We start from the raw sequence: 24963 nt of genomic DNA on the forward strand, positions 1-24963 counted from the left end.
GACTATCACCTAGTCCCTACTTTGTCTTAATTTTTATATAAAAAATGGACAATAGAAAAGTAATCTCTTTTTCTATTATCCAAGTTAAGGTTTCTCGGATCATGTGAAGTAACATTGCTATTACACTTTTGTATTATACATACTATTTAAGCAATATTACCTGAGCATACATAATTTAATAATAAATATTACATAAAACATATTTCTATTTTAATTATTACATATCACACAATTAATTTACTTAATGCTTATTTTGAACATATACGCATAATTTCATTTTTAATCTTTTCCTTCAATTCTTTTCTTTGCTCCTCATCAGGTCTTGTAGATTCATCAAACAATTCCTCATTTGACAATTGATATACTGAGCTAACTATAGGTGTATCACCTTTTACCCTTGGATATAAATGCCAATGAATATGAGGACACCCATTTCCAAGTAGTTCGTAGTTCATCTTGTCAGGTTTAAACATATTAGAAACAGCTTCAGCTACTATAGACATTTCTTCAAGATGTTTAATTTTAAAAGATAGTTCTAAATTATGTAATTCAGGACCATGCTCTTTACAAATGAAAAGGGTATAGCCCTTGAACCTTTGAAACCATCCTAAAACTACATATCCTGTTTCAAGTTCCATAATAAAATATGGATCATCCTTAATATTTTTTTGCATTTCACACATTTTACAGTTCATTTTACATCCCCCATATAAAGACTATTAATTATAGTCAATTGACAAATTATCTATTTTTTAATTTTTTATTTCCGAATTTAGCATTGTAAATTTTCTCTAATTTTTATAGTTCATTTTCCAGCTCTCCAAGTTCATTAATTTTTTCCTAAGTTCACTATTTTTCCTCCTTATTTTTATTGTCCAAGTTATCATATTATCCCAGATTTTTATATAAATAGCAAACTTAAACTTTTTGATTGAATTTTTAATATTTTATCTCTATTATTAATTTTATTTACCCCTTTTACTGCATTTAGTGCTATTTCTATATAGAAATAGGCAATAAAAAAGAACCTTGTTGGTCCTTATATATTGCCTTTTAATTATTATTTTTTAGTTCGTCTTAGTTATCTAAGATGTAACATCATTATCCAAAACCTTAAATACCATTTCTCTTAAATTGCTTAAATTGGGTACATCTTCTCTTGTAATATTTCCTTCCTTTATATTTCTTGCCCAAATTTTTACTAATCCACTATTTTCATTAAGTTTAAGCATTAGCATTACCTCCTGTTATCATTGAAGTTAATTCTAAGATAGCTTGTTCTTGCTCTTCAATTTTTTGCCTCAATTCTCTAATTTCCTTTTGTTCTACTGATTCAGGATGAAGTAAGTCCTTTTCATTAATTTCAAAGTATTTGTATACAAGATTATTGTTTCTCTTATCATAAAGTAATTCAGCTCTGTAACCTTCTCTATTTTCTGGTTCTGGAACGTCTTCTTTGTTTATTAAGACACCTTCTTGTAATAATTCTTCTTCAGTTTTATTTAATCCATCTTCCTCATGAAAAGGACAATAGTGTGTGAACCCTATTATAAATATATTTTCTTCATCTGTCGATTTAAATTGACTTATAAAAATTTTATTTGAATTCATCTTTATTCATTCCTCCTACATTTTTAAATTATTTTTGTGTTATTTTATAGATACCGATTTAATAACTTTATCTTCTTCATAATAAGTTGCGTATAAACTTGTAGACATTAGATTAAGAGTTGTTTTACTGATATAGAAGATAAAATTTTTCTTTCTTCCGCATATTGCATAATAACAGGATCTGAGGTATAATGAGTAAATTTATATATATCTCCTTCATTTTCTACAACTATAGCACATGATTCTGATTCACTACCTATTAAACTTTTTCTATAAATCAAAGAATTTGTTTTAATAGAATATTTTGCAATTGCACTAGTGTAACCATTATTATTAGTAGGTAAAAAATAAATATATTCATTTTTTTTATCAATATCTGCATGTTTATATGAATAATCACCCATATCATAAGATTTTACCAATGTATTATTTTTTAAATTATATTCATATAATTTTTTATCAAATTTTTTACATAAATATTTTCCTTGTTCAATTTCTCTTATAATGTCTAATCCATAATCTAATAATTCATTAGGTTCTTTAATAATATTATCGTTATTTAAATTATATATTTCAGTAAATCTATTATAATAAAGTTTATTATTATAAACAGCACAGATTCCACTTGAACTTAAACTAGGTTTTGCATTAATAACCTCTATCGTAGAAATTAATGCACCAGAAGGATTTAATACATCTATATACTGCACCTGACCGCCAGATAGACATCTTGGTGAATAAATTTTATCATTATAATAATCTACAAACATTTTCTCAGATGGATATTCTAATTTTTTATTCCATATTGAAGAACCGCTAAGACTACGTTTCTCTATATATGGTGTTTTTGATTTCCTATCATAATAAGCTATTAATATAAAAGTATCTACCACTGTAAAATACATACCATCATCTTTTGTTATGCTATATACAACACTATTCTCTTTTATATCATATATTAATAAATTACAATAACCCCAGGTATCATAATAACGAAAATATGCATATTGTCTATCTTGAGATATTTGCACTTCAGTTAAATTTCTTATACTAGAACCAATTCCTTTCTGTTTTATTAATAACGGATCAGAATCTCTGGTATATTCTATATTTAATTTATCTAATGGTATATTGTCCCCACTGTTATACCCTGTTTTTATTTTTCTTATATTAGTTGCCATTACATCAAATGTATCGTTAGCTAGCGTACTTATGCCCTTGTCAGTAATGGCACCCGCTACTTTAATTTTTCCACTACTGACAGATTGAAAAACCTCTTCTTGTTTTTTCGTTATTTCATCCAAATGCGACTCAACTGACTTACCATTATTGCAATTTATATCCTCTGCTTTTAGAACTATATCTCCAGTTTTAGTGTTTACACTAGTAACTGGAACTTTAATATTTTTAATTTTTTGCTCTAATACTTCTATATCTTTTTTAGTAGCTAATATAACAGTAGGATCTACCTTAAGTGTTACAGAGTTAGCATTGCTTACTTCTAAGATTGTTCTTATAAGTATGTCTTTACTGCTTCCATCCTTTGTTTGTGGTTTATATGTTTCTGGATATTTTGCCACAGCTATTACGTTATCTTCATCATCAAGTATTGCTGCTTCTCTTATCGTAAAACCACCAATTTCACTAGGAAGTATTACCTCTATAATTATCCAATTAGGATTTTTATCATCTACCCTAATATTATTTATATTTCCTTCCCATACCTTATGCTTAAGTTCTGTTTGTTCCTCTGTTGGATTATAATATGCTCCATTACTATCCCCTACTTGAAATTTACAAAAGTTAACCTTTGTTCCAAGTGCAGTTGCATTTGCTATTTTAGCTTTTCCCACTTTTGTGAGTATTGTATAAAACTGTTCTGACATTAATTATCACTCCTTTGGATATATAGTTATATTCTCTACACCAGTATTACTTCCAAGTGCGAATTTAACAGTTCCCTTGCTTTCAATACTTTTAGGACTCCAAGGATAAATCGTTAATTCTTCACCTATAGTTGTACAAGCTCCAAAATATATATTTGATTTAATTTTTTGTACTAATGATGATTTCAATATCATATTGCAGGGAATTATATTTCTAAAGTTATCAGTTATTTCATTAAAGGCATTCCAGTCAAAAGTATTTATAAACACTTTAACAAGATAATCATCATTTTGTACTTCAACTTTATAATTATCTTCACCAAATAAAGTCTCCAACTTTTGTTCAAGAGCTCTGTGAGTTATAGGCATTTTATCCATTTTTCTATTTTTAAGTCTAAGCCTTCTAAAATCTAAACTTTCATTTTTCTTGTCTGGTTTTATTTTATATAAGCTTTCTCTTTTACTGATTCCATAATCAGTAGCTGTATCTATAAAGTTTTCTTTTAAAATCTTAAGCTGCATACTTTCTATTGAATCAAACTCTATATCCTCAGCATTCATAATTTCTTTAAACTCTGCTATATTTGCTATTTTTGATGGTAAAAAATCAATTAATTTCTTTTTCACTTAGTACCACCTCTTTAAAATTAGGAATAGATTCTTCATCTAAAGTTAAGTTCTCTTCTTTTCCATTTATTTTTGTATTAAATAAATCTGCAACACCATCTATATTTAATATTCTAGCTTCTATTTGATTGATTCTAATTATTATATTTTCTTCATCTTCCCATTGTTTTTTTAATTGTAAGAAGTAATCTTTTATAGTAGTCTTTATTTCTTCCTCTACTTGTCCTATATTAACATCCCTTTTAAGTAACAGCTTTGTTTCAATAGTTATCTCTACATCTTTGCTGCCTAAAACTTTTACTACATGTCCAACCGGTGCAATTCCTAATCCTTTTCCCTGATTTTCTATTGGATCTAAAGTAGTTTGCACTATATCTATTAATTCAACAGTTGGTGTATTATAAGCACTATCTAAAAACACTATTTTTACAGTACCCCCACCATTCCAGACTGGAAAAACTTTAACTGGTCCAACACCTTCAATTGATTTAACTTTAACTTTATAATCCGCTACATTCCCACCAAAAGCTTTTTCATTTAAATGTGTAATATATCTTTTAAATAATTTTTCATTTGTTTCAACATTCTCTCCTGGAATAATTAATTCGCCTAAATTACATATAGCTAGATTTTCTATATATTCTATTGGTAACATTGTTCCACATATAGAATTGCTATCTTCCCCTGTACTTTCACATTTCATTTTATAAATTCCAGTAGATATTTTTTCTGTAGCAATAAAAATAAAATCATCTATAAAAAACCTACTATTTAAAGGTATATCTATTAAAATATTTTCATCATTATAAAAATACCCCTTCTTTATAGAGCATGTTGCTACTTCTCTTTTCATTCCCTCTTCTGCAACCCTTAAATTTAAAAACTCTATTGGCATATCTACACTTGCAAATGTATAGTCTAAAAATCTATCCATATCTGAATACATTCTTCCTAATTCTTGAGCTGCAGGAGCTAAGGCATTATATATTATTGAGCCTTCGCTCTTATCAAAATCGTCTGGTATTTTATTTAACATATTGTTTAATATAATCTCTTCTGTATTCGCCTCAAACAATTGGTTTTTTCACCACACTTTCTATAAACTCTCCATAAATAGAAAAGACAGTGAACTTTATTAAAGCACTGTCTTTTTCATAGTTAAATTCAAAATTATCTACATTTTTTATTCTATCATCTTCAAGTAAAGCTTCTTTTATTCTACGTTTAAATTCGCTTTCTATTATTAATTTATCCTGTCCAATAATTTCTTTAAGCTCACTTCCATAATTCCAACTATAGATTGTGTATTCATACCTCTCAGTATTTAATATTAATTCTATAGCTTGTTTTAATGCCTCTATTCCATCACAAAAACCAACTATTCTTTCATCTTTTATTTTATATGTTTTTGTTGATATACTATTTTCATCTTCTATATTAATAAAATCATATATAATTGATTCCTGTGGTAATATACTTACTTCACTCATATTACACCACCTTATCTAATATTAAATATTGAGTTCCCTGCTTTATTCTAAGTAATACAACTTTATCTCCATTTTTTAATCCTTCTCTTATTACTACTTTCTCTAGACTATTAGATGTTGTACCATTACTATATGTGTGGTTATGATTTAAATTTATCTCATATCTTTGTAAGTTTTCTGGAACTATAAAAAATTCTTTAGATAAAGTCTTTTTCTGTTCTACTTTTATGATTAAATTATCAGAATCTAGTATTATGCCAAACTCAATATTAAGAGGATTACTTGCATTTATTGCATCTACTCCAGCTTTTTTTATGGTTTGTATCATTCCCATAATTACACCACCTTTAAATCAAAATCCATTATATGACCATCCTTTGAAAATTTATGAGTTGCTTCTTCAATTAAGTAGTATTGTTTTATATCTCTTTTTTTAATATCTACATATACACCTGATCCTCCTCTAAGTTTCAAATCTAAAGTTGTATCAGTACCTATTACATCTTTAAGGCTTAATTTTTTAGTTTCTTTATTTTTAAGCTTTAAATTTCCATTAACCATTTCTTCTATTTGTGCTTTATTTAACTTATCATCAACTTTTTTAAATAATTGTAATCTTCCCCATTTAGCTATATTATTGCTATCTTGTGCAATATAAACATCTCTTCCACCTTTTTTTTCATTATCTTTTACAAACTTTATTCTATTGTAGCTCTCTTCAATAGAATTCTCCCAATCGTAATCTCCAAGATTACTATCATCACTAATAACAAGCTTTTGTTTCATATTATTTATATCCCTTAAGTTCAAGGTTCCAAATTCATCATATAATACAAATGTCTTAGTATTAGCTGAAACTGTCTTATCCAATGCACTATAAATAACATCTAAATACTTTTTATCATCTTCTTGAATAGTTGGTATTATATAGCCTGTATCCTCAATAGTCCCAACCTTTAGGCTAAGATTTTTAAATATTTCTTTTGCTATATCACTAGCTTTTTTATTTACTCCAACATATACATCATTGTACATTAAATATTTAATTTGATCATAAGCTGTTATTTTTATTTCAGGACTACTATTTCCTTTACTTTTAAATATATAACCATAAAATACATTGTTATTATCTACTTTAAATCTTACAACATCACCATTGGATATTTTAAATAAACTATCTTCTATAAATTCTATGTCTAAACTTGATGGCCCGTCTTTTCGCTTAGTCTTCCATATAACTTCTTTAACAAGTTCAGATATATCAAATATATTTCCTTTTTTATCATCAATTAATAGTTGTATTTGCATATCAATTTTGCCTCCTATGGAAGTTTTAAAACTTGTCCAACATATATTAAATTAGGGTTAGAGATGTTATTTAACTTTGCTATTTCTTTATATCTATTACCATCACCTAAAAATTTTTTAGATATATGCCATAGTGTATCTCCATTAACTACTGTGTATGTTTTTACTTTTTTATTATCTGTATTTCTAATAGACTTTGTTTTAACTTTATTTGATTTAGCTTTAGATAAATTATTATTTACTATTACTACTTTTCTAGCTACATGATTTTTATATCTTTTAAGCTCTATTGAATAATAAATATCTCCAATTTCTCCACCATGTTCTTCATATTTAAAATTTTCTATTGTAAATAAATCATTTATTTCTAACTGTCCACCAACTAAAATAAATCTTAACTTTTGTTTTTTCTCTCTCCACTCTTTAATTTTAGTAATATAAAAACTCGGTTCAAATACTTGTTCCGAGCTTACATATGGTCCATTATTTAATGGAAAATAACTTTCAAAATTTATTTCTGTCAATTTAGGACTATTAATTTTACTTACTTCTCCTAAGTTTATTACATCATATGTTTTGTTGTCACCATCTTCATTTATTTCTATTTTTTCTGGGAGCACTGGAATTATAAAGCCTTCTTCTCCATTTTGAATTCCAATATACATTTTATACATTATGCATACAACCCTTCTGCACTATTTTCTAATTCTTGTTCCATATAATTTTCTATTGCTGAAATTATTTTATTTATATCAGCTTGCTCTTTTACATCTCCAGTAGTTACTTGAACTGTAGGTGTTAATGTAACAAAATTAGAAATACTTTTTTCTTCTGCTAAATCTCTCATCATTTCTAAATATTCATTAGAAATATCTATTTTATCATCAATATTCTTAAGATGATCATTGGCTTGATTTATACCTTTTCCTGCATTATCATTTAATCCACTTACTGGTGATTGGGCTATTGGGGAAATTTGTGGCATAGTTTCACCGTTTAAAAACTCTTTTCCTAAAACATCTGGCATTTTCCCTATTTCGCCTAATCCATTAAATTTATCAGAAATACTAGATTCAAATTTTTCTCCTGCATTATATCCGGCATTAAAAAACTGTTTATATTCAAATCTATCTAAATGCATTGATTGTGAATCCATTCTAGAAACTTTAACTTTAGGATTTCCTACAAACTTATTAACTACATTGCTAAGTCCACTTCTCCAACTATTTACAGCACTAGCAAGATTAGAACCAAATATTGTATCAATTGCCGATGCAATTCCGCTAAGTATACCTAGCACAGTATCTGCCATTCCTGCAAATAGTCTAATTATGGAACCTATTGGATCATTAAATACATTAGCAAAGAACTCTGCAAATACCGCTAATTGGTTACAGATTAAAACTATTATATCTATAACTAAATTATAAAATGTTACAAATAAGTTTCCTATAAATGCGATTGCAGCCATAAATGCTCCTGCAATTAAACCTGTAGCACTTATTGAAGTACCTGCAAAATGATTAATAGCTGCTATTGCTACATAAAAAAGGGTTATTAATATTATTATACATATAATAATCCATGTGATAGGACATGCTGCTATTGCTGCATTTAAACCATCTTGTGCAATTATAAGCGCGATTATAGCTGCTGTTTCTATCCCTGAGGCTATTGCTCTCATAATCTTTACAGCTACATCTTTTAGTGTTGTTAACCAGGCAATCCCCATAGTTGCGTTATAAACAAGTAGAGCTGCTATTACACCTAAAATAATAGGTACTATCATGCTCCAATTTTCTATAAAAAATGTTGCAAATGCAATAACCAAATCAATCGCTCCACTAATGATGACGGATAATATACCTATTGCATTGACTATTCCATCAACTATCCCTATTCCAACATCACTGTTAATAAATTGACTAACTTTATTCATTATGTCTCCAAATTGTGTTATAGCTTTGTTTTTTATACTATTCCATATATCATCAAATGTCTGTGGCATAGTTTGAAACTTAGCATTAATATCATCTGATGCAGTAAATAATGCATTTTTTATAATATCTGCCGTTAAAGTTCCACTTGATTCCATCTTGCTTAATTCAGTTATAGATGTACCTGTATACTCTTCAATTGCTTTAGCTGCTATGGGATTATTTTGAGCTATTGCATCAAAATCACTTCCTTGTAAATTCCCTTTAGCCATTATCTCTGTAATTTTATCCATACTACTATTAGATTCTGATGAAGTTGCACCACTCATTCTTAATGATTTATTCATTAGTTCTGCAAAAGTTATTGCTTCTGTATTATTTGAAAATGTATCTTTTGGTAATGAATCCAACTTTGAAACTGAAGATGCCATTTCACCATAAGATACCCTAGAACGTTGAGCTGCTTGATATACATTATCTTGAAGTTTAGCTTGACTTTGCATTCCATCATTAGCAAATCCTAATTTTGAATTTTGATTTATATAATCATCAGTAATCCGCATTCCTTGTTTAACAGTTTCAAAGCTAAAGAAACTTTTAATAAGTCCTTTAACTTTTTCAGTTAATGCAGTAATTATATTTGAACTTTTTTTAAAAGAAATAGTTAAACTAGTTCCTATAATATTAGATAAATTATCCATCACTAATATAGTTAAATTTAATTCTTCTATTATAGATTGAATTGGTTGGCTCATCTGATCAAAGATTTTCAAAGTAACTGCTACTGTTTCCATTAAATCACCTCTTTTCACCAATAATAAAAGCACCTACATTAAAGTAAGTGCTTTTAATTATTTAATATATTTATCTAATATTACTTTTATTTTTTCTTAATTTTCTTGGCTTCCTTTGCTTCTTTCTCAACAACTATATCTATTGAAGCATAAATGAAAGCTTTTTCTTGTCTTGGTAAACTCATTAATTTATGAGGAAGAATTTTTAGTTTATGGAGAGCATAATGAGCATAATTTGCTTCACCGTCACCCTCCTTAATTAGTTTTTTGCTTCTTCTACTAATTCTTGTAAGCCTTTATTGTATCCATTTATTTCACTCACAATGGTAGACCATTCAGCATACTCACCATCAGTCATTTTTAATTTCATAGCTTTAAGTAACTCTTCTGCACCAACTACTCCCCAAGATGATTGTAATTCAGCATTTTTTAAATCTGGATAAGTTGTAGTTTCAATTATCAAATTTGATATAAACTTATCTTGATCTGTTTCAAATATTTTTTGACCCTTAATAAAAGTAATTTTTCTACATTTCCTTCTAATCTCATCTCCCAATGGTGCAGTTATTGGTTTAAATTTCATTTTTCTTAGTCTACCACCCATTGTTATTTCCTTTTCCACCTCTAATGTCTCCTCAAAACTTTCCATTAAAAAGTCTTCAAAATTTTTCATGTTTTATATTCCTCCTCTTATTTTAATACTGGCTTATTAAATTTGCTTAATAAATCTACATCATCAAAAGTAAATGCAACTTCTTCCTCTAAGGAATCTGAGTCTACATCTAATAATGCCATAGGACATTCATCTAAATTGCAGTTTTTTAGCACAACTGTTTGTTTTCCAACAGAACTTGTTGGATCTTCATTAATAACTGTTATATCAAAATAAGTATCTATACCCTCTTTCATGTATTTAAGCATAAGTTCCCTAAATAAAGAAGTTACATAATAAATTGTTAATGTACCTGTACCTTTATACCCCTTAGCCTTAGTTTGAGTTCCTCTCTTACCTAATGTCTTTCCTTCACTTTTTTCTTTTTCAATTTTAGAGTCAAGCTTTTTTATATAAAATAAATCTTCATTTCTTCCATCTATAGTTGCATATGCCCTTGCTTCTTGTCCACTTATTGTATCTTTAAAATCTAAAAACATATTTTATTACACCTCCACGTCCATATATAATTTCTCCATAGCATCTATCGGTTGTACTTTAACCTTTGCTATTATAGAATCCTTATCTTCTCCTCTTTTAATCTCTACATCTTCTGATTCTACATTTTCTATAGCATTAATTTTTTCCAATTGTTCTAATGCTTTAATTACATCTTTTTTAAATAATGACCTACCATCCTCATTGTTATTGCCTTTTCCTATATAGTTTTTATCCCATAACACTTTAATGCCATTATTTACTTCAAACAATGTTCTTATAACTCTATTTTTTCTATAATCTTTTTTCTTATCTTCAGTAAATGTTTTTAATGTATTTATATCTTGTTCTATAACAACAGTACCATTATTAATAGTAAAAACTATTTCACCATTTAATAAAGCTGCTTCTATTTCTCTGTCAGTATACTTAATATCTACATCAATGGCATCACTGTATTTAAGATAAGTGTTTGATTGATTTACATTTGCTCCTGCAGTAGCACCTGTAATAAAAGCTACTGCTTTTTCTGAATGGACTTCTCTCCCATCATTTAGAATTACTCCATTTTTTACACTAAGTACATTTTCACAATCTGCTTCTGGATAATTCTCTAATACTAATTGCACTTGTCTGCCTTCACTTTTTAATCGTTTAATAAATGTTGTAGCTACTGCCTTTATAGTAGAATCTTTAGTACTTATTCCCATAGCATGAAAATCATATGGCTCTACAGAAGATAGGTAACCTACATAATCTTCATTAGTAACAGTACCATCAGTACCACCTTTTAATGATAATCCTGCTGTAGTTTTTAACTTACCAGTTCCTTTAAAACATATATAATCATTTGATTTTAACTCACTAATGTCTGTTACTATTTGTCTATCAACTTTATTTCCTTCAAATATAGTTATTAACTCAAATTTAGATACGTTATCTATATTATTTTGAATTACTATATTAATATCATTTCCTTTAGTTCCACTATATTTAGCTGTAACTGTTAATTCTTCTAATGTCGCAGTAGCTTTTTCACCTTCATTAAGCCTATATAATAAAAGTATTTTAGCTCTTTTAAATATTTCTCTAATAAGTAATGCATTTTCATCATTTATATTGATTCCTATTTTTTTATATAAATCATCATCACTATGAATTTCAAGCACTTGTCTTTCCATCCCCCAAGGCAATGTTAGAGGCATTGTTGCTACCCCTCTTTCACCAATTGAATTTACATCATTTTTTTTAGATTTAAAATTAATATATGCTCCTGGTCTAATTTTGTTTTGTTTTGTCCATGTTCCTCCTGCCATTTATCTCACCTCTTCATTTCTAAATTTATTTAAAATTTTATTTGCTTCCTCTAAACTATATTGTTTATCTTCTAATACAACTTTCAATATATCTTTTTCTATAGTTTTAAATTTGTTTGACCCTATTATTTGATCTTTATTAAATTTCATTGTGACTTTTTCCATTTAAATATATCTCCTTTTTTAAATTATTCATTTTAGAAATTTCTTCGATTTCTTTTATAATGTGATAATTAATTTTAAAATAAAAATGCAATTGTCCATCTATAAATTCATGTTTCATATCAGTTGCCCTATACAAACTCTCATCAACCTTTAAGTAATGATATATTTCATATAGTTTATCAACTATATATGCGTAATCTAAATTTACATTTCCTTCATCTCTAAAATAATTAATATCAAAGGAAATACTTCTTTTATATCGTCTGTTAATTTCTTTAACCTGTGATGAACTTAAAACTTTAATAAAAAAACAAGGTTTATCAAAACCTTGCTTTAAATCTTTATCATATATATTTATATTAGGAAATTCTTTTTTTAACATTTGATTTATTGCAACCTTAAATTCATTTATACCAGTCATATTATCACCTCCTTTAACATTTATTTAAGCTTTCATTATAAATAAAATTACTTATTTTATTACTTTTTTAATTATGATTACAATGAAAACTTATATTATTAATATTGAACATAAAAAAAGCACTTAAGTTCTAAATAAGTGCTTTTACTAAAGTTATGTTTTTATTAATTATTGTTTATTTTTTCTATGATACTATCATAACACATGGATATATAACTTTTCACGTCACCTTTATGACTTTAATCAGTTATTTTTCCGTTATTTTTATTTTTGAAATTTTGTTATTAAATATATTGTTCTTTTACCCATATTTTATTTGAAATTTTATTTATTGCTTTTTTCTTGATTTTACCACAATAATCATTATTAATATTTAATAATGTACTAACTTTTATCCAACTATATCCTTTTATAAGCCTGTATTCTATTACCTTTCTTTCAGTTTCATCTAAAACCTCTAATGAATTATCTATTTTAGTTATTAACCTTATTTTACTTGCCTTTTCTCTTTTAAGCTTATTTATCAATTTTTCTTTTTTAATATTTCATTTTCCACATTAGAATTGAATTTATTTGTTTTTCCTGTCTTTTCCTCAAAAGAAACTGCTGATACACCTTCATACTCTGACTCAATTTCTTCTATATCTAATTCAATATTTTTTATTTCAGCTTTTATGGAATTGTAGTTAGCTAACACTTCTTCAGTTAATTTACATATATTATTTTTACTTATACTCATCTTTTATACCCCACCTTAAATCCATTTATATAAAAAATTTAAAATTACATATTCATTTTATTTTTTAATTACATTAATTATTATCTATATTTCCAAATGATAAGCCCAATAACTCTTTTTCTAATTGTTCAAAGTCATATTTTCTTTGTTCAAAGTTATTAAATGCATCTGCATTTACATCTTTTTTGACAAAACCACTTTTATTTTTAACATTGCTATATTTTTCTTTTATGAACTTCTCAACTTGATTTAAAAATTCTGGTCCTGTAGTTATTCCCATATCTATATACTTATCTATCGTTTTTTTAAAGTACGCAAAACTTTTACCTTTACATCTTACACAATAAAGAATTACTGCTTTCACAAAATTATAATCATATTCAAATAAATATCTGTCAAATTGAATTTCTGTAGTCTTTTTTAACAAGCATATATTACTTTCAAAAATACTTTTTAAATCATTACTATTAGTAGTACTAATTTTAGTATTTATATTAAAATCAGTATTTATATTTGTATTAGTATTTAATAGTTTCTGATTTTTCTTATTAGGTAGGTTCCCTATTAAGTACTTTTCCACTTTCGGGTTTTCTCCATTTGGAATTTCTTTTATTTCGGATTTTTTCCCTTTAATATTCGGATCTTCTTCTATTACATAATCATATCCACCCAATAATTTTCCCAGAGAATCTCTTCTAAGTTTTCTTGTAATATATCCCCACTTTTCTAATTCTTTAAGTGCACTTCCCATACTGTCTTTTCCATCCTTACAACACTCAATTAGCTCTGATAAATAAAAAATCCAATTATCTGGTCTTCTTAAAAACATAACCATTAACCCCTTTGCTTTAAGACTTAGTCTTGAATCATCTATAAAGCAGTTATCAACAACTGTATAATTACTTTTTTTATTAACTCTAAATGTTGTCACATCACATCCCCCTTAGTATTTAATAATCTAACCTATGCACTTATAGTACCTTTTTATCGGACATTTTTCAATACAGAATATAGTTGTTTTCCGGACAAATATAGTGCTTATTCTCCGTTTAATCGGACTTTCTTTTATTTTCTTTAATTTATGTTTACTTTACCGTACAAAATGTTATAATATATGTACGGTATATCGTACACTGCAAAATGAGGTGATTAATTTTGAGTATTGGCAAAAATCTTAAATTCATTAGAAAAGAACAAAACTTAACTATTCGTGATTTAGTTCAACTAAGTGATGTTGGCAAATCCACAATAAGCGACATTGAAAACGACAATGTAAACCCTACAACAGCTACATTAGAGAAATTAGCTAAAGCTTTAAATGTATCAGTAAATGATTTTTTTCATTCTTCAATTGATGAAAAAAATAAACTAAAATCTGATACTGAAGTTGAATTAACAAATAAGGATAAAAAGGATATTGAAAAAAATTTAGAAAAAACTTTAGCTCAATTAGAAAAAGAAGATGGCCTTATGCTTTCTGGAAATCCAGTTGACGCAGATGATTGGGAGTTTATCAAGACTGCTATAAAAACTGGTCTTGAATATGCTAAAAAGGTAAATAAGGAAAAATATACTCCTAAAAAGTATAAGAAGTAATACGTCTGAAGGGATGAGGGGTTTTGAATAGAATTATTGAGAAAAAAGTTTTGTATTTAAAAAATAAGTATAAAACAAATAATCCATTTGAATTATGTGATTATTTAAATGTAAAGGTTATTTTTGGAGACTTAGGTTCAAACATTAATGGTTTTTTTCAATATGCTCCAAGAAATAAAATTATTCATATTAATTCTAGGTTAGATAGTAAATCACAATTATTAACTTGTGCTCATGAACTAGGCCATGCAATCTTTCATTATAAATTAAATGTCTTATTTTTAGAAAGAAATACTTTTTTTTATCAAAATAAATTTGAAAGTGAGGCAGATAAATTTGCTGCTGAATTATTAATAGATGATAATTTATTAAATAACTATGAAGGTTTTTGCATTGAAACTATAGCTGATTGTGAAGGTATCAATCGTAAATATATAAATCTTAAATTTAATTTATTATAAGTTAAATTTATTTCTATGATAAATAATAAAGGATGCTAAACAGCATCCTTTAAAATATATTTAACTTTATATTCTAATCTTAAAGCAAATAACCTTATTTTAAATATTTGAACCTATTCCAAAATAATTCTTTATTTAATTTGAAGGTTAATCCATCATAAAGGGTTCCTCTAACTTTCCTAATATTAATTTCTCTATTTACTTCTTTAAATCCACATTTTTTAGCAAGTCCTATCATTCTCTCATTTCCTGACCATGTTTGTGTGTATATATCTAATGATTGTTTTGATTTTAATACATAAGAAATAAATAATGAAAATGCAGCTTCACCCAACTTTTTATTTCTAAATTCATTATTTACAATATCAATTCCTATTGCAAACTTTGTTTTATTTCCATCAATAAAATATGATGAAACCCAACCAATGTGTTCCCCATTAACATAACATACCTCTAATCTACTACGTATTTTGGGTAAATCTTTGTTTAGTTTTTTTGATAGTTCAATTTTTAATTCGCCTATATTTACATTTTCTTCTTTTTCCCAAGGAGCATCCCAATCTTGCCATTCAACTTCTTTTGTGTTCCAAATTATATAATCATCTATATCTTCAACACATGCATCCCTTAAAAATATATCTTGATTATAGACTTTAAATACATTTTTATTAATTAAACTTGACATATTTATATCTCCTATTTCAAAAATAAAATTATGAATATTCTATAAATAACTAATTCAAATATACGTTTATGTACTTGGAATATCTACTAAAAGATTATTCAACAAAAAATCAGGTGTTTGTTCATATATATAATTTAAAATTCCTTGACCTTTACCTTCTTTATAATATTCTGTTGACTTAACTTCATTTAAAAATTGTATAGCTAAATCCTCAACACTTCTTGATGTTGTAATTTTCTTATCTTTCTTTGCAATCTCCACTATAATTTCTGAGTTACTTCTCATATAGTTTGAAAATGAATTTAATATAGCACTCTCAATTTCAATATCTGATGGAAAATATGGCTTAGGATTAAATTTGCTATCTGCCTCTTGATTTGATACTTCCTGCTGCTCTAACTCTTGAGACTCCTCTACCTGTTGTTGCTCCTCTTGCTGTCTTGCTTGTTCTTCTTCTATTTGTTTCACATTTTCTATCTCTTGTTGTTTTTTAGCTTCTTCATCTTTCTTTTTTTGTTCTTCTTCTTTTTGTTTCTTTTCCTTTTCGATTTTCTCTTTTTCAACTTTTTCTTTCTCTTGTTGTTCTTTCTGCATTGCTATTTTAGTTTTTTCAATAGCTTCTCGCTCTATTTTCTTAATATGTTTGCTGATACCATAACCTACTCCTCCACTTATAATCATGATAGCAATTATGCAAATTATTAATATTTTTTTATTCCTATTCACTTCTTTAATTCCCCTTATTTTATATTTTTTACATTTTCTATTATATCATTTTTTATATAAAATTTAGTATTAATTTATATATTTATACACAAAAAGACCTGTACTAAACAAGTCTTTAAATTATATACTAATATTTATCTAATTATAATAAGATAATAACAATTATAATTATTATCTTATTATACAAAATGGTAAAGGTACCCACTTAAGAGCTACCCTAAATACATAAAATTGTCTTATATACTATTTTTTAATATCTTTATTACGTAATATTAATATAAATATGTATATTATATTACAAATATATTTTAAGTTTATAATAAGTAATATTGGGATTAGTAAATTTGTTAAATTATATATCAGTCCATATATATTCATTATTCTCGGGAAACTATCTAACAAAGATTTTCCAACTAATAAATTAATATCTCTAACAACTAAAATATTAAATGCACCTGCTATTATAAGACAAACACCATAGCAAAAAAATTTATCAATTAACTTTTTATAGTCCATATCGTCATAGTCTTTAAACTCATTTTTCAATTTATAAGCACATCCTTATTAATTATATTCTTTATAAATTGGAAACATCAATTCCTGCTGATATATAATTGCTCACTTTATACTTTTTACTCTACCATATTATATATTAAGTAATGTTTTCAAATTTTTACTCAAAAAAATCTGTATTAAACAATTCTTTATATTAGCTACTAAAAGTAAATTCATAATTTTCTAATATCCATTTTTCTGTTAAATCTCTAGGATGTCTAGATTTTTTGCCTTTATCATCCTTAAAACATTTTATTTTATTTATATGTGGTTTTAATAATTCTTCAACTTGCCTCTTTCTACTAATATATTTTTTATTATCAGATCCCCATCCAACTATTACTATATCTGATTTTTCTAAGGATTCTATTATATACTTATCATTATACTTCTCAAATTCATTACTTCTTTGTGAAAGTTCTTTAGGTTCTGTAGACATATACGCAAATAAATTTACGATATTTATACTTCCATAGTTATTATCTATCAAAAAATTAGTTACATTTATAACAGTCCTATCACTTTTTAATTCACTTGCTTTGCTTGGGTTTAGCATTATAATTGTAGCTTTCTTTTTATCCTTGTCCCAAGTTCTAGTTAATTTATATCTATATTTTTCATCATCTGAAAAAATAGCTTCACTATAAATTACAGAATTTGTCATTTTCATTATTATAACCTCCTTATTTAATTGTATTACCACTTTTATCATATTAAGCTTTTTCCCGTATTTTATTTAATTTTAAATATTTTTTAACATAGATATATTCTCTCCTACTTCATCTATTATTTTGTATTCTAAGCTTTTATATAATGAAAAAGCAGCTTTATTATATTTAAAAACGTTAAATAATACTTTTTTAAGTCCCTTTTCTTTTGCTTCTTCTTCAACTAAAAGTAAAGTCTGTTTTCCATATCCTTGTCTACGGAAATTTTCATATATTAAAAAATCACATATAAATGCTATATCTTTCTGATACTTTTGGTACCAGATAATTCCCACATCTTCATTATTACTATTTACAACCATATAAATAAAATTATCTTTTGTATATTTTCCTTCTGGTAAAAATCCATGGAAACTTTTTTTAGCACTTTCAAGTGCATCTTCCTTACTGCATAGACCTGATTTTATCAGATCTTTTGAATAATCTAAAATGTCCCATTCAGCGAATTTATCAAATTCATCATCACTTAGTTCTCTAAACCTTATACTAAAATTTTTCACTTTATTTCTCCTTAACATTTAAAATTTCATAACAAACCTATTTATTTTAGACCATATTTACTAAAAACTAATGAACTAATTTTTTCTTCATAACCTTCATTTATAAATCCCAACTTTAACATGAGATTTTTACTTGCAATATTTTCTTTTTCAACGCAAGCCACAAATTCATGTTTATCATAATGCTTATGTAATTCTTTAATTAATGCTGAAAGTAATTCATAAGCAAAACCTTGCCTATGGTATTTATATGAAATTGTATATCCTAGTGAAATAGTTCGATTTTCTATAGAAATAAAAATATCTCCAACAATTTCATTTGTTTTTTTGAAAATAATAGCCAAACGCTTTTTGCCTATAGAAAACAAATCATCATTTTTACTCTTTTCAATAAGCTTTGTTAAATTTTTATTATCTTTAAATTGACCTCGTTGAAATTTTGAGCATAAATCATTACTTCTATAGTCTACTAATTCTTCTAAATCCTTAATTTCAAAATTTCTTAAAGCCAATCTTTTAGTTTCAAAATACATAAATCTCACCACATTTACACTTTTTAAATTTTTGTTTGATTTTTTTGACCTAATCCAAGGACTTTCCTTCTCCGGGTAGGCATAAGAATCATATGAAAATATATTTAGAGTTTCTTTAAAGATTTCACAGATTAGCACTTTAAATTCCTTCATTATTACTTTTTAATACTATAGGGTTCCAAGTTGACTTTTAAAATTATCCATTCCAAAACTTGGATACCTAAAATAGTGAGACATGCTCAGAATCACTTAGAATTCAACACTGTATCTTGTATGAAAATATTTTAAAGTTATTGAATAAATTTAAATTTGAGCTTGTTTCCCTATATAAATTTGAAATTTTTAGGCTTAGCTTTACGCCTATGCTTGGAACTCTATATAATATTTATAAAATATATATGAAATTCATTTTTTATATTTTATTTTATATTTATAAAATATATATTGTAATAAATTAATAGTAGTACATATCCAGGCAACAAAACTAACTAAAATAACATTTATATTATCGCTAAAGTATCTTAATGCATCCAAAAAATCTAATGACCAAATTATAAAAAATACTACTGAAGTTCCACCTATGTAATCAATACTCCAATTAATTTTTCTATTTTTCTTTAAAGCTATTCTTACATATAAACAACTAATAATTAATATTCCTACAGACCATAAACTGAAATTTATTAAATCCTTTGTTATAATAACTACTGGTATTTCGCTACCTAAAAGCATTCTATGAATAAATTCAAAAATTTTAGCTATTAAAAATACAACACCCATATTCTAATCTCCTTATCATAATACTTATTTCCATAAAAATTTTAAAATTCCTTTATAATGTCATGTATATTATGGTTACACTATAATATATAATTTTAAAAATAAAAATTATTTTCATAAAAATAAGCTATCACACAACTAACTTTAGTTAATTATGCAATGGCTTATTATTACTTTTTATTTAATATTTTTTATATCAACTTTTCATTAAATATTCCATCTAAATTAAGTTTATTTACTCTATTATATATTTCATCTTTATCTATAGTGTATAACCCTAATTTTTTCATTCTATTAAAGTACTCTGCACCTGCAAAGGTATATCTATTTCTTCGTCCTTCTTTTGTTTTCACTTTTTCATTAGCATAGGCTATTAAGTCTCCTATTGCTAATGCTCTTGGAAGTATTAACAGTGGCATTCCTAGGTAATTTCTTACTGCATTGTGTCCTGCGAGACTTCCTGTACATATGGCTTCTGTGTGACCTACAAATAACCCACTTTTCTCTCCGCCACAGAATAAATTTGAAAGTCCATCAACTTTCATATCATCACTTCTAGGTGCTACTGATAGATATCTTATAGAATTTCCTTTTCCTCCTGCATATGGATCTACAAATTTGGCATTTTCTAATCCATGTATTTTTCTTAATTTTTCTAATGGATAATAAGAAGTCATAAGTTTTGCATGTCCTGTATCTAGTAATACTATATTTTCCGCAAACTCTTTTAGTGCATATTGTTGGCATACCTTTTGTTTTAATTTGTCTAAATTTATATCTTCTTTCGGTACTGTTAATACTACAACACCAGTTTCATCTAATTGTTTTACTATTTCATCTGAAAGAGTTTCTTTAGCTAATTTACAAGAACCACTAAATGCTCCATAAACATCTTCATCTCTTTCACCTTTTATATCTTCAATACCTGCTCTATAACTTATACTTATTCTTGGACCAAAAGATGGACACCTTAAAACACACATCGAACATCCATTTCCATATCTTAAACAATTACCCATTGGACCTGTAGAACCTGTGGTTTCAATAAAAACATCGCCTTCTATAAAGGAGCCATCATTAATATAAACACCTTTTAATTTATCTCCATCTTTTTCTACATCTACTACTCTAGTTACAACTTTAATCTCTATATCAAGCCCTTCAACATATCTTCTTACATCTGGCTCAATTTTATTTACATCATAAAGCCAGGCATGCTTATGCCCTGGAAAATCTATATCTTTATGCCTTGTATTTCTATCTGTTATATTTATTAAATCCCCAGCACCTAAAGCTAATAATTCTTCTGCTGCTGTATATCTTCCGTTGTTTCTCATTATTCCTCCTACGTTTCCTAGTCCCAGTAATAAGTCTGTTTTTTCTATTAATGTAACATCTGCACCTGCTTTTTTTGCTGTTATTGCAGCAGCTACTCCAGACCATCCACCACCAATTACAACGACTTTCACAGTGTTCTCCTCCCCTCTAAAATGTACTTAGGTTCAGTTTGTATTTTGCACAATCTTCTTAGTTTGTCATCATTATTTATTCTTGTACAACAACCACAAACCCCTTCACCACAACACATTTTTTCATTATTACTGCAAGAAAACTTAATATCCTTGTCATGGGCTTCTACAATTCTCATAATCTGGTAATTCAAAATATCTGCTGCATCGCAATGTACTATTGAAATATCATTTTCATTTAATATATTCTCTAAAACTTTTTTAAATTTCCCACTTAATAATCCACCAGGTATTATGCTGGTACTTTCTATAACTTTATCTGAATATTTTGTCAGTTTATCTTTTATAAATATATTTTCAAATGGACTTTTATCTATTATAGTTATAATTTTGTTTTCATTATGATGCAACCACTCTATAACTGGAATCATAGGTGCCTGTCCTATGCCCCTTGCAATAAGTAAACATTGCTTTTTCTTAGTTTCTAAAATTGATTTCACACCTAAAATACCATTCCAAAAAGGTCCTTTAACCAATAAATAATCATCTTTATTAGCTTTTGCTAGTTCTTTTGTCTTTAATCCCTTTAATTCAACTGCAAAAGTTAAAGTACTATTTTCTCCATCATTCTCCATGATAGAAATAGGTGTGTCATAATTGCTTTCTGTATCTTCTCTTCGTAAAAATACAAAACTTCCTGGACTAGCAAGCTCACTAACAAGTTTATCACTAGCAGATATTTTTAATATCAATATTTTATCTTCTAATATTTCTTTATATAAAACTTTGCATCTTTGATATTTTCTTCCCGGTTTACTTTTAAAATTATTTGTAACAAATTCTTGGTAGATGCAAACCCCATTCCAATTGCAACAGTCACAAAAGTCTTTGCCATCTAGATGTGAACATAGTATACAATTACCAGACTCCGCCAAATGACAGGGACAAAATTCACTGCCGCAGTCTATGCAAGTATAAGGTTCATAACTCATTTCAAAACCTCCTATAATACTCTACTATTAGAATATTTACATCATAAGTATTTTGTTACATTTTATAACTAAAACCACAAAATAAAAAATTGCCTTATATAAGGCAATTTAATAATTTTAGTTTAATAATTTTTCTTTTATTATTTTATATATAGGTTTTTTCTCTATTTCATTTTGAGATAACATATATTCATAAACTATTTTTCCATTTTCATCACTTACTCTAACAGTTCCTATTTTTTCTTCTTTATTTATTGGCGCTTTTAAATTTTGGGGCACATCTACTTCTATGTTTAATTTTTCATCTTCTTTAACTGGAAGAATTACATCTTTTCTACTTATTAGATTTAGCTTTCCATCACCATTTTCTACTTCTATGGTCTTTAGCACTTCGCCCTTGGAAATTACTTTTTTATAATCATAAGTTTCATCTACATAATTAAAAATTTTTCTTGTTTCTTCCCATCTAGGAGTACAATTTAAAGTTACTATTATTATATCTCCCTCTTTCATTTTTACTGATGAAACAAGACATTTTCCAGCACCTCCAGTATATCCTGTCTTTACGCCATTAGCGTTAGGCATTTGATATAAAAGTTTATTTATATTTTGATAATCCCTTGTAAATCCATGTTTTGATTTATCTATTGATTTTGAAGATACAATTTCATGAAAAATAGGGTTTTCTTTAGCTTTTTTAGTTGCTATAGCTAAATCATAAGCTGTTGAATAATGATTTTGACTATCAAGACCATGTGGAGACTCAAAATGAGAATCTAACATTCCTATTTGAATACAATATTCATTCATAATATTACAAAATCCTTCTACAGATCCTCCAATACCTTCTGCTATTGCTATTGCTGCATCATTTCCTGATTTAAACATAAGTCCATATAACAATTCATATAATGTAATCTTTTCTCCAGCTTTATATCCAACTGTAGACCCTCTTATTGCTGCTGAATTTTTTGAAATAGTAAATTCCTCTTCTAAATCACCATAACTTAATGCTACTAAAGCAGTTACTATTTTTGTAGTGCTCGCCACTGGTACTAAGGAACGAGAATTTTGTTCAAATAGTACCCTTCCACTTAAACTATCTACTGCAATTGCACTTCCTGCATCCACTCTTAACTTTTTAGGACTTGCATAACATACAGTACTAAACATTTTAATAATAAGAATTGCTACAAGTATTACTGAAAGAGATTTTATATGTATTTTTTTCATTCTTCTCACCTCTATATATTACTTTGAAAATTATGCTAAATGTGAATATTATTTCCCAATATGGTTAGCATAACTTATAGCTATTTGATTATAAATTTAAAACCTTATTTTATTTATTGGAGGATACTTATGAATTATTTTTTATTTATTTTAGCAATAATATTAGCAATATTATTTTGTCCTATTCCTCTAAAATTAAAACTTAAATATATAAATAAAAAACTAGAAATTTTTATTTATAAAAAAATTTAAATTTAGATAAAAAATCTAAATCTAATAAGAAAAATATAGAGAAAAAAGAGGAAAAATATAAAGAAAGTGGCATTAAAAGAAAATTATCAAAAGATAAACTTCCTTCAATATATATAAAAAGTTTATTAAATGATTTGACTTATAATAAATTCAAAATGAAAATGAAAATGAAATCAAAAGTTAACTATTCACTTCCAGATGCAGCACACACTGCCATTCTTTACGGATATGCTCATCAAGGTTTTGTATTTTTGCAATTAATTTTAAAACTCTTTTTTAAAGTTAAGGACTTTAAATATGATTTAAATTATGAGTTTAATAAATATTACATTAATGTGGAAATAGAGTGTATATTTTTTATAAGTTTAGCAAAAATTATATATATATGCTTTTTAGTATTTAAAAACATAAAAAGAAAAGATAAAGATAACGATAACGTTAAAATTTCACAACCAGTATAAGTTGTTAAGTAATAAATTTATGTATTACTTAACTTGCTGTTAAGGAGGAGTTTATAAAATGGATAATCATCCAATAGAAAATCTTATGAAAGCAACCATGGAAAATATAAAAGATATGATCGATGTTGATACAATTGTAGGTAAACCTGTTACTGCTTATGATGGTACAGTTATAATACCTATATCTAAAGTTTCCTTTGGATTTGGATCTGGTGGATCAGAATTCGAAACTGACAAAAATAAAAATTCTATAAATAATCCTTTTGGTGGTGGTTCTGGTGCAGGAATAAGTATTAAACCAGTGGGTTTTTTAGTAGTTAAAGGTGATTCTGTAAGATTGCTTTCAGTAGACCACAATAATAGTTATGATAAATTAATAGATAGTATACCTCAAATTTTTGATATGGTAAAAGACCTTTTCAAAAAAGATGATGATTATAAAGAGGATACTAAAAATAATAAAAAATGTTGTTGTGACAATGATGAGTTTGGTACAATAGATGACTTAGATATATAAATATATCTCCTTTCATAAAATAAAGCAGTAA

The 24963-nt window shown here is 26.6% G+C and carries 33 protein-coding genes; 4 read left to right on the plus strand and 29 right to left on the minus strand.

The genetic code is table 11. The features are described 5' to 3' along the window. Positions 1-248: 248 nt before the first annotated feature. The 19 genes from CSGHG_RS01905 to CSGHG_RS21640 form a co-directional block, all read right to left on the minus strand. A complete protein-coding gene (locus CSGHG_RS01905) occupies positions 249-695 on the minus strand; it encodes an HIT family protein (protein WP_010292182.1) in 447 nt (148 codons plus the stop codon). Between the two features lie 390 nt (positions 696-1085). Further along, a complete protein-coding gene (locus CSGHG_RS23685; protein ID WP_162829340.1) occupies positions 1086-1232 on the minus strand; it encodes a hypothetical protein in 147 nt (48 codons plus the stop codon). Beyond that, a complete protein-coding gene (locus CSGHG_RS01915; protein ID WP_010292184.1) occupies positions 1225-1611 on the minus strand; it encodes a hypothetical protein in 387 nt (128 codons plus the stop codon). The genes CSGHG_RS23685 and CSGHG_RS01915 overlap by 8 nt, the downstream gene beginning before the upstream one ends. 107 nt (positions 1612-1718) lie before the next feature. Then, the gene (locus CSGHG_RS21635; RefSeq protein ID WP_010292186.1) at positions 1719-3497 is read right to left on the minus strand and encodes a phage tail protein; all 1779 of its coding nucleotides are present in this window, start codon (positions 3495-3497) and stop codon (positions 1719-1721) included. 6 nt (positions 3498-3503) lie between these two features. Continuing rightward, positions 3504-4124: a putative phage tail protein gene (locus tag CSGHG_RS01925; protein ID WP_010292188.1), complete on the minus strand. Its 621-nt coding sequence runs from the start codon at positions 4122-4124 to the stop codon at positions 3504-3506. Next, the gene (locus CSGHG_RS01930; protein ID WP_010292191.1) at positions 4105-5199 is read right to left on the minus strand and encodes a baseplate J/gp47 family protein; all 1095 of its coding nucleotides are present in this window, start codon (positions 5197-5199) and stop codon (positions 4105-4107) included. Before CSGHG_RS01930 ends, CSGHG_RS01925 begins: the two co-directional genes overlap by 20 nt. Continuing rightward, positions 5192-5614, minus strand: coding sequence for a DUF2634 domain-containing protein (locus CSGHG_RS01935; protein WP_010292194.1), 423 nt, complete (start codon positions 5612-5614; stop codon positions 5192-5194). Before CSGHG_RS01935 ends, CSGHG_RS01930 begins: the two co-directional genes overlap by 8 nt. Position 5615: 1 nt before the next feature. Continuing rightward, positions 5616-5948: a DUF2577 domain-containing protein gene (locus tag CSGHG_RS01940; protein WP_010292197.1), complete on the minus strand. Its 333-nt coding sequence runs from the start codon at positions 5946-5948 to the stop codon at positions 5616-5618. 2 nt (positions 5949-5950) lie between these two features. Next, entirely contained in the window at positions 5951-6922 is a 972-nt protein-coding gene (locus CSGHG_RS01945; protein WP_010292199.1) for an XkdQ/YqbQ family protein, read from the minus strand. 14 nt (positions 6923-6936) lie between these two features. After that, positions 6937-7596 (minus strand): LysM peptidoglycan-binding domain-containing protein, encoded by a 660-nt coding sequence (locus CSGHG_RS01950; protein WP_010292201.1) that lies wholly within the window; start codon positions 7594-7596, stop codon positions 6937-6939. Beyond that, a complete protein-coding gene (locus CSGHG_RS01955; RefSeq protein ID WP_010292202.1) occupies positions 7596-9653 on the minus strand; it encodes a tape measure protein in 2058 nt (685 codons plus the stop codon). The genes CSGHG_RS01950 and CSGHG_RS01955 overlap by 1 nt, the downstream gene beginning before the upstream one ends. A 259-nt stretch (positions 9654-9912) precedes the next feature. Then, positions 9913-10326, minus strand: coding sequence for a phage tail assembly chaperone (locus tag CSGHG_RS01960; protein ID WP_010292203.1), 414 nt, complete (start codon positions 10324-10326; stop codon positions 9913-9915). A 17-nt stretch (positions 10327-10343) separates the two neighbouring features. After that, positions 10344-10805: a phage tail tube protein gene (locus CSGHG_RS01965; RefSeq protein ID WP_010292204.1), complete on the minus strand. Its 462-nt coding sequence runs from the start codon at positions 10803-10805 to the stop codon at positions 10344-10346. A gap of 6 nt (positions 10806-10811) precedes the next feature. Further along, positions 10812-12119, minus strand: coding sequence for a phage tail sheath family protein (locus CSGHG_RS01970; RefSeq protein WP_010292205.1), 1308 nt, complete (start codon positions 12117-12119; stop codon positions 10812-10814). Continuing rightward, positions 12120-12284, minus strand: a complete 165-nt coding sequence (locus tag CSGHG_RS23690; RefSeq protein WP_010292206.1) for a hypothetical protein — start codon at positions 12282-12284, stop codon at positions 12120-12122. It lies immediately after the preceding gene. Next, positions 12259-12705, minus strand: coding sequence for a phage tail terminator family protein (locus CSGHG_RS01980; RefSeq protein WP_010292208.1), 447 nt, complete (start codon positions 12703-12705; stop codon positions 12259-12261). The genes CSGHG_RS23690 and CSGHG_RS01980 overlap by 26 nt, the downstream gene beginning before the upstream one ends. Before the next feature lie 284 nt (positions 12706-12989). Then, a complete protein-coding gene (locus tag CSGHG_RS24030; RefSeq protein WP_010292209.1) occupies positions 12990-13232 on the minus strand; it encodes a hypothetical protein in 243 nt (80 codons plus the stop codon). Next, entirely contained in the window at positions 13229-13444 is a 216-nt protein-coding gene (locus CSGHG_RS24035; RefSeq protein WP_010292211.1) for a hypothetical protein, read from the minus strand. The genes CSGHG_RS24030 and CSGHG_RS24035 overlap by 4 nt, the downstream gene beginning before the upstream one ends. 73 nt (positions 13445-13517) lie before the next feature. Further along, positions 13518-14375 (minus strand): helix-turn-helix domain-containing protein, encoded by an 858-nt coding sequence (locus tag CSGHG_RS21640; protein WP_010292213.1) that lies wholly within the window; start codon positions 14373-14375, stop codon positions 13518-13520. Between the two features lie 224 nt (positions 14376-14599). On the opposite strand from CSGHG_RS21640, the gene CSGHG_RS01995 reads away from it, so the two are divergent. Further along, on the plus strand, positions 14600-15040 hold the full coding sequence (locus CSGHG_RS01995; protein WP_010292214.1) for a helix-turn-helix domain-containing protein: 441 nt from the start codon (positions 14600-14602) through the stop codon (positions 15038-15040). A gap of 23 nt (positions 15041-15063) precedes the next feature. Continuing rightward, complete coding sequence (locus CSGHG_RS02000; protein WP_010292216.1) at positions 15064-15501, plus strand: ImmA/IrrE family metallo-endopeptidase; 438 nt, start codon at positions 15064-15066, stop codon at positions 15499-15501. Positions 15502-15595: 94 nt separating this feature from the next. Here CSGHG_RS02000 and CSGHG_RS02005 read toward each other — a convergent pair whose 3' ends face one another. From CSGHG_RS02005 to CSGHG_RS02050, 10 genes are all read right to left on the minus strand, one after another. Beyond that, positions 15596-16186: a GNAT family N-acetyltransferase gene (locus CSGHG_RS02005; RefSeq protein WP_010292218.1), complete on the minus strand. Its 591-nt coding sequence runs from the start codon at positions 16184-16186 to the stop codon at positions 15596-15598. A gap of 66 nt (positions 16187-16252) precedes the next feature. Beyond that, positions 16253-16912 (minus strand): hypothetical protein, encoded by a 660-nt coding sequence (locus tag CSGHG_RS22980; RefSeq protein WP_010292220.1) that lies wholly within the window; start codon positions 16910-16912, stop codon positions 16253-16255. A 243-nt stretch (positions 16913-17155) separates the two neighbouring features. Then, positions 17156-17458, minus strand: a complete 303-nt coding sequence (locus CSGHG_RS02015; RefSeq protein WP_010292221.1) for a hypothetical protein — start codon at positions 17456-17458, stop codon at positions 17156-17158. A 163-nt stretch (positions 17459-17621) separates the two neighbouring features. Continuing rightward, the gene (locus CSGHG_RS19610) at positions 17622-18137 is read right to left on the minus strand and encodes a DUF1643 domain-containing protein (RefSeq protein ID WP_010292223.1); all 516 of its coding nucleotides are present in this window, start codon (positions 18135-18137) and stop codon (positions 17622-17624) included. A 72-nt stretch (positions 18138-18209) separates the two neighbouring features. After that, positions 18210-18695 carry a GNAT family N-acetyltransferase gene (locus CSGHG_RS02025; protein WP_010292224.1) on the minus strand — a complete coding sequence of 162 codons (486 nt, stop codon included), beginning with the start codon at positions 18693-18695 and terminating at the stop codon, positions 18210-18212. Between the two features lie 41 nt (positions 18696-18736). Further along, positions 18737-19228: a GNAT family N-acetyltransferase gene (locus tag CSGHG_RS19615; RefSeq protein ID WP_042315989.1), complete on the minus strand. Its 492-nt coding sequence runs from the start codon at positions 19226-19228 to the stop codon at positions 18737-18739. 405 nt (positions 19229-19633) lie between these two features. Next, complete coding sequence (locus tag CSGHG_RS02035) at positions 19634-20008, minus strand: hypothetical protein (RefSeq protein WP_010292226.1); 375 nt, start codon at positions 20006-20008, stop codon at positions 19634-19636. A 191-nt stretch (positions 20009-20199) separates the two neighbouring features. Next, positions 20200-21477, minus strand: a complete 1278-nt coding sequence (locus CSGHG_RS02040) for an FAD-dependent oxidoreductase (RefSeq protein WP_010292227.1) — start codon at positions 21475-21477, stop codon at positions 20200-20202. Further along, the gene (locus CSGHG_RS02045) at positions 21474-22469 is read right to left on the minus strand and encodes a sulfide/dihydroorotate dehydrogenase-like FAD/NAD-binding protein (protein ID WP_010292229.1); all 996 of its coding nucleotides are present in this window, start codon (positions 22467-22469) and stop codon (positions 21474-21476) included. Before CSGHG_RS02045 ends, CSGHG_RS02040 begins: the two co-directional genes overlap by 4 nt. Positions 22470-22586: 117 nt before the next feature. Next, on the minus strand, positions 22587-23702 hold the full coding sequence (locus CSGHG_RS02050) for a D-alanyl-D-alanine carboxypeptidase family protein (protein WP_010292233.1): 1116 nt from the start codon (positions 23700-23702) through the stop codon (positions 22587-22589). A gap of 407 nt (positions 23703-24109) precedes the next feature. Between CSGHG_RS02050 and CSGHG_RS19620 the strand changes: the two genes are divergently transcribed. Together CSGHG_RS19620 and ytfJ are read left to right on the plus strand one after the other, a co-directional pair. Further along, the gene (locus CSGHG_RS19620; RefSeq protein ID WP_081496215.1) at positions 24110-24415 is read left to right on the plus strand and encodes a DUF2953 domain-containing protein; all 306 of its coding nucleotides are present in this window, start codon (positions 24110-24112) and stop codon (positions 24413-24415) included. A 58-nt stretch (positions 24416-24473) separates the two neighbouring features. After that, positions 24474-24932 carry a GerW family sporulation protein gene (ytfJ, locus tag CSGHG_RS02065; RefSeq protein ID WP_010292235.1) on the plus strand — a complete coding sequence of 153 codons (459 nt, stop codon included), beginning with the start codon at positions 24474-24476 and terminating at the stop codon, positions 24930-24932. Positions 24933-24963 lie beyond the last annotated feature (31 nt).

Origin of the sequence: Clostridium senegalense JC122 (assembly GCF_000285575.1) — a bacterium.
Classification (GTDB): domain Bacteria; phylum Bacillota; class Clostridia; order Clostridiales; family Clostridiaceae; genus Clostridium_J; species Clostridium_J senegalense.